The organism is Streptomyces sp. WELS2 (assembly GCF_013870595.1).
Lineage (GTDB): Bacteria > Actinomycetota > Actinomycetes > Streptomycetales > Streptomycetaceae > Streptomyces.
In genome coordinates this window covers 1-3,989 of record NZ_JACBWZ010000596.1, presented here as the reverse complement: position 1 = coordinate 3,989, position 3,989 = coordinate 1, and the positions used below count along the sequence as shown (strand labels likewise).

The following is a 3,989-nucleotide window of genomic DNA, read 5'->3' as shown; positions in this document are numbered from 1 at the left end:
TCGGCCGACCCGCTGGCGCGGGCGGTGGGCAGGTTCCGCCGGGCCTATCCGGGGGTCGGTGTGCTGGTGGAGGACGCGCCGGACGACGACGAACTGGTGTACGCGCTCACCGACGGACGCCACGAACTGGCCGTGGTCTCGCTGCCCTTGCCGCCGGCCCCCGGCCTGGTGACGGAGGAGCTGGGCCATCACGACATCTGGCTGGCCATGGCGCCGGGCACCGCCGTCGCACCGGGGCCGGTGTCGCTGGCGGAGGTGAGTGCCATGCCGCTGGTGGCGGTCCTGCACGGGGGCTCCGCCCGGCACGCCATCCGCCGGGCCCTCGCCGACGCCGGGCACGAGCAGGACGCCGGGCACGAGGAGGACGCCGGGCACGAGGAGGACGCCGGGCACGAGCGGGGCGGCCGGGAACCGGCTCGGGAGGTGCGCTCCTGGGCCGGTGTCGTCACTCCGCGTCTGGGTTCCGTCATCCCGCTGGTGCTGACCGGTGCGGGCGCGGCACTGGTGGACCGCTGGTACGCCGAGCGCATCGCGGAGCAGGGCGGGATCGTACGCCCCCTCGACCCGCCCGTGCGCGCCCCGTTCGGGGTGGCACGCCGCAGGGAGCCCCTGTCCCCGGCCTGCCGGGTGTTCCTGGACATCCTGCGGGAGACGTGCGCGGCACGAGCCGCCGGCGGTCCGGGGCCGGGAGCCTGAGCGCCTCCCCCTCACCGCCCCGCGTCGGCCCCGCCGGTCACCGCGGCCACCTGCTCGGGGGTGTAGCCGATCTCGGTCAGGACGGACGCGGTGTCCTCGCCGAGTTCCGGGCAGGGACGCCGTACCCCGGAGGGCGAGCCGGAGTAGCGGACGGGATCGCCGATCACCCGGTAGGCACCGACGTGCGGGTGCTGCTGCACGTCGAGCATGTGCCCGTCGGCCCAGTAGGGATGCTCGCCGGCGTGGTCGAGGTTCATGACCGGGGCGAACGGGATGGAGTGCCGGGAGCAGAACTCCTCCCACTCCGCGGTGGTGTGCCCGTCGGTGTACCGGGCGAGCAGCTCGTACAGCTCGCCTATCTTCGACTGGAAGTTCTCGGGGGTGAAGCCCTCCAGTGCCTCGGGGTGCCCGACGAACGTGAAGAAGGCTTCGGCGTCACGGTAGTTGTACGGCAGGACGCAGGCGTAGCCGTCCTTGGTCGGGAACGCCGCGTGCCCCGGTTCCAGGGAGCGCGGGAAGCCGACGGGACCGGCCGGGGGCTCGTACGCCTGGCCGCCGATGTGCTCGACCAGGGTGAAGGCGAACATCGTGTCCGCCATCGGCACCTCGACGTGCTGGCCCCTGCCCGTGCGTTCCCGGCCCAGCAGGGCGGCGAGCACGGCGTAGGCGATGGTCATGCCGCAGACCTTGTCCGCCATGGCCGTGGGTACGTAGTAGGGCCGGCCGGTGACCCGGCGCATCAGGTCGACCATGCCGGAGGCGGCCTGGATGACCTCGTCGTAGGCGGCGTAGTCGGCGGCCGGCGAGTCGGAGCGGAAGCCCTGGGCGTTGCAGTAGACCAGGCGCGGGTTGCTCTCTGCCAGGTCCTCGTAGGTGAGGCCCAGCTTGCGCAGGGCCCGTGGGCGCATGTTGGTGATCAGCGCGTCGGCCGTGCCGATGAGCGCGAGCGCGGCCTGCTTGCCCTCGGGCGTCTTCAGGTCCAGGCGGACGCTGCGCTTGTTGCGGTTGATGTTGAGCGCCAGCGCCCCGATGGTGTCGGCGTCCCGCCGGTGCACGTGGCGCATCACGTCACCGGTGGGCGACTCGATCTTGATGACGTCGGCGCCGAGGTCGCCGAGGATCTGGCAGGCGTAGGGACCCATGATGACGCCGGCCAGGTCGATGACGCGCAGGCCGTCGAGGGGGCGGGTGCCGGATGCCGGGGTGGAGTGGCTCATGAACGTCTCATCCCCTTGTGGATTGGCTCATCCCGGTGCGGGATGGGGGAGGTCGGGGTGCGGTGGGGGCGCGCGGTCGGATGCGCGCGATGGGGCCGAGAGCCGGGTGCGGTGCCCAGGGCCCGGGGTTCGGGGCGCAGAGCCCGGGAGTTCCGCGCGCAGGGCTCGGGGCCAGGGCTCAGACGAAGGCGCTGATGCCGGTGGCCGCCCGGCCGACGATCAGGGAGTTCATGTCGCGGGTGCCCTCGTACGAGTAGAGCGCCTCGGCGTCGGCGAAGAAGCGGGCCGCCTTGTACTCCAGCAGGACGCCGTTGCCGCCGAACACCTCGCGGGCCCAGGCGACGGTCTCGCGCATCCGGGTGGTGCAGAACATCTTGGCCATGGCCGCCTGGGCCTCGCTCAGCGCGCCCTCTGCGTGCAGCTGGGCCATCCGCACCGCCATCGTCTGGGAGGCGGTGATGTTGCCGAGCATGCGGGACAGCAGGTCCTGGATGAGCTGGAAGCTCGCGATCGGCTTGCCGAACTGCTCGCGCTCCACCGCGTACGCGCGGGCCGCCTCGTAGGCGCCGATCGAGCAGCCGATGGCCTGCCAGGCGACACCGCCGCGGGTGACCTTGAGGACGCGCGCGGTGTCGCGGAAGGAGTCGGCCCGCTGGAGGCGGTTCTCCTCCGGGACCCGGACGTCGTCCAGGACGATGTGGGCGTTCTGCACGCCGCGCAGGGCGATCTTGCCCTCCAGCTTGCGGGCGGTGAAGCCGGGGGTGCCCTTCTCCACCACGAAGCCCTTGACCTGCCCGTCCGCCTCGTCGCGCGCCCAGATCACCACCAGGTCGGCGAACGTGCCGTTGCCGATCCACCGCTTCTCGCCGTTGAGCACCCAGTCGCCGCCGTCGCGGCGGGCCATGGTCAGCAGCCCGCGGGCCGTACCGGAACCCACCAGCGGCTCGGTCAGGCCGAAAGCACCGATCTTGCGCCACTCGGCCATCTGCGGCAGCCAGCGCTGTCGCTGCTCCTCGGAGCCGCACTCGCGGATGGAGCCCATGCCCAGGCCGCTGTGCACGCCGTAGAAGGTGGCGAACGAAGGGTCGACCCGGGCCATCTCCATGCTGATGAGGCCGCTCAGCAGCGGGCTGCGCGCGGTGATCCCGGGGGCGTCGCCGGGGATGCCGGTGATGCCCAGGTCGCGGATCGCGTCCACCAGGTGCACCGGGGACTCGGCACGGGCCCACAGCTCGCCCGCTGCCGGCTCCACCTTGTCGGCGAGGAAGGAACGGATGCGCTCCAGCGTCTGCCGCTCCTCGGGTCCGAGCAGGTCCTTGATCCGGAAGAAGTCGCCCTCGACGGCGAGCGGATCCATCTTCTTGTGCTGCGTGGCCATGATCGCCCTTCCGTGTCGGAGAAACGTGCGGGGCACCGGTGCCGGGTTCCCCGGAAGTCCGGCGAGTGAGCCCTCACCCGCGCCCGGGGCCGACCTCCGGCCGGCTCCTCTTCCAGTGCACGCCCGGCGGACCCATAGGTCAAAGACGAAAGAACGACCATGCTCCAAGGAGATACCAATGGGAACCCCCATGGCTTGCCCGCGCCGAGCGTCCTGCTTCATATGCCCGCAGAATGGTGTGAAATGTCCGGCGAACCAGCGGAGGCGGCTCGGTGATGCGTGACGGCGCCGAGGACGGTGAGGGGCCGGTCGAGGAGCCCGGGCCGTACGACGAGGACCCGGCCGCCCTCGAGGACGAGGTCTGCGAGGAGACGGCCGACGCGGAGCCCGATGTCCACCTCGACGTCCCGCTGCTCAAAGTGGACCAGATCGATCTGGACGTGGAGGATCTGCGGGCACACGTCTCGCTCCAGGCCGAGGTGCTGGATCTGCTGAGGCTGAATGTGGGCGCCGATGTCGCACTGGGCCGGGTGCATCTGGGCATCTCGGGGGTGGAGGCGCAGGCCCGGCTGGAGGTGCGGCTCGACAACGTGGCGACGATCATCGACCGGGTGCTGACCACACTCGACCGGAATCCGCAGATCCTCGAGGAGCTGACCCGCGGGGTCGGCTCCGCCGTGCGGGACGTCGGGAGCGGG

3 protein-coding genes and 1 pseudogene are annotated in these 3,989 nt (G+C 71.8%); 2 read left to right on the top strand and 2 right to left on the bottom strand.

Annotated elements, in window-relative coordinates; translation table 11 throughout:
- Positions 1 to 696, top strand: a 696-nt coding sequence (locus tag H5J33_RS26350) for a LysR family transcriptional regulator substrate-binding protein (RefSeq protein ID WP_181797346.1), incomplete at its 5' end; no start/stop codon positions are given.
- An 11-nt stretch (positions 697 to 707) separates the two neighbouring features.
- Here the strand turns inward: H5J33_RS26350 and H5J33_RS26345 are convergent.
- Together H5J33_RS26345 and H5J33_RS26340 are read right to left on the bottom strand one after the other, a co-directional pair.
- On the bottom strand, positions 708 to 1,913 hold the full coding sequence (locus tag H5J33_RS26345; RefSeq protein WP_181797345.1) for a CaiB/BaiF CoA-transferase family protein: 1,206 nt from the start codon (positions 1,911 to 1,913) through the stop codon (positions 708 to 710).
- Between the two features lie 178 nt (positions 1,914 to 2,091).
- Positions 2,092 to 3,291: an acyl-CoA dehydrogenase family protein gene (locus H5J33_RS26340; protein WP_181797344.1), complete on the bottom strand. Its 1,200-nt coding sequence runs from the start codon at positions 3,289 to 3,291 to the stop codon at positions 2,092 to 2,094.
- A 275-nt stretch (positions 3,292 to 3,566) separates the two neighbouring features.
- Between H5J33_RS26340 and H5J33_RS26335 the strand changes: the two are divergent.
- Positions 3,567 to 3,989 (top strand): annotated as a pseudogene (locus tag H5J33_RS26335) (hypothetical protein); the annotation flags it as partial.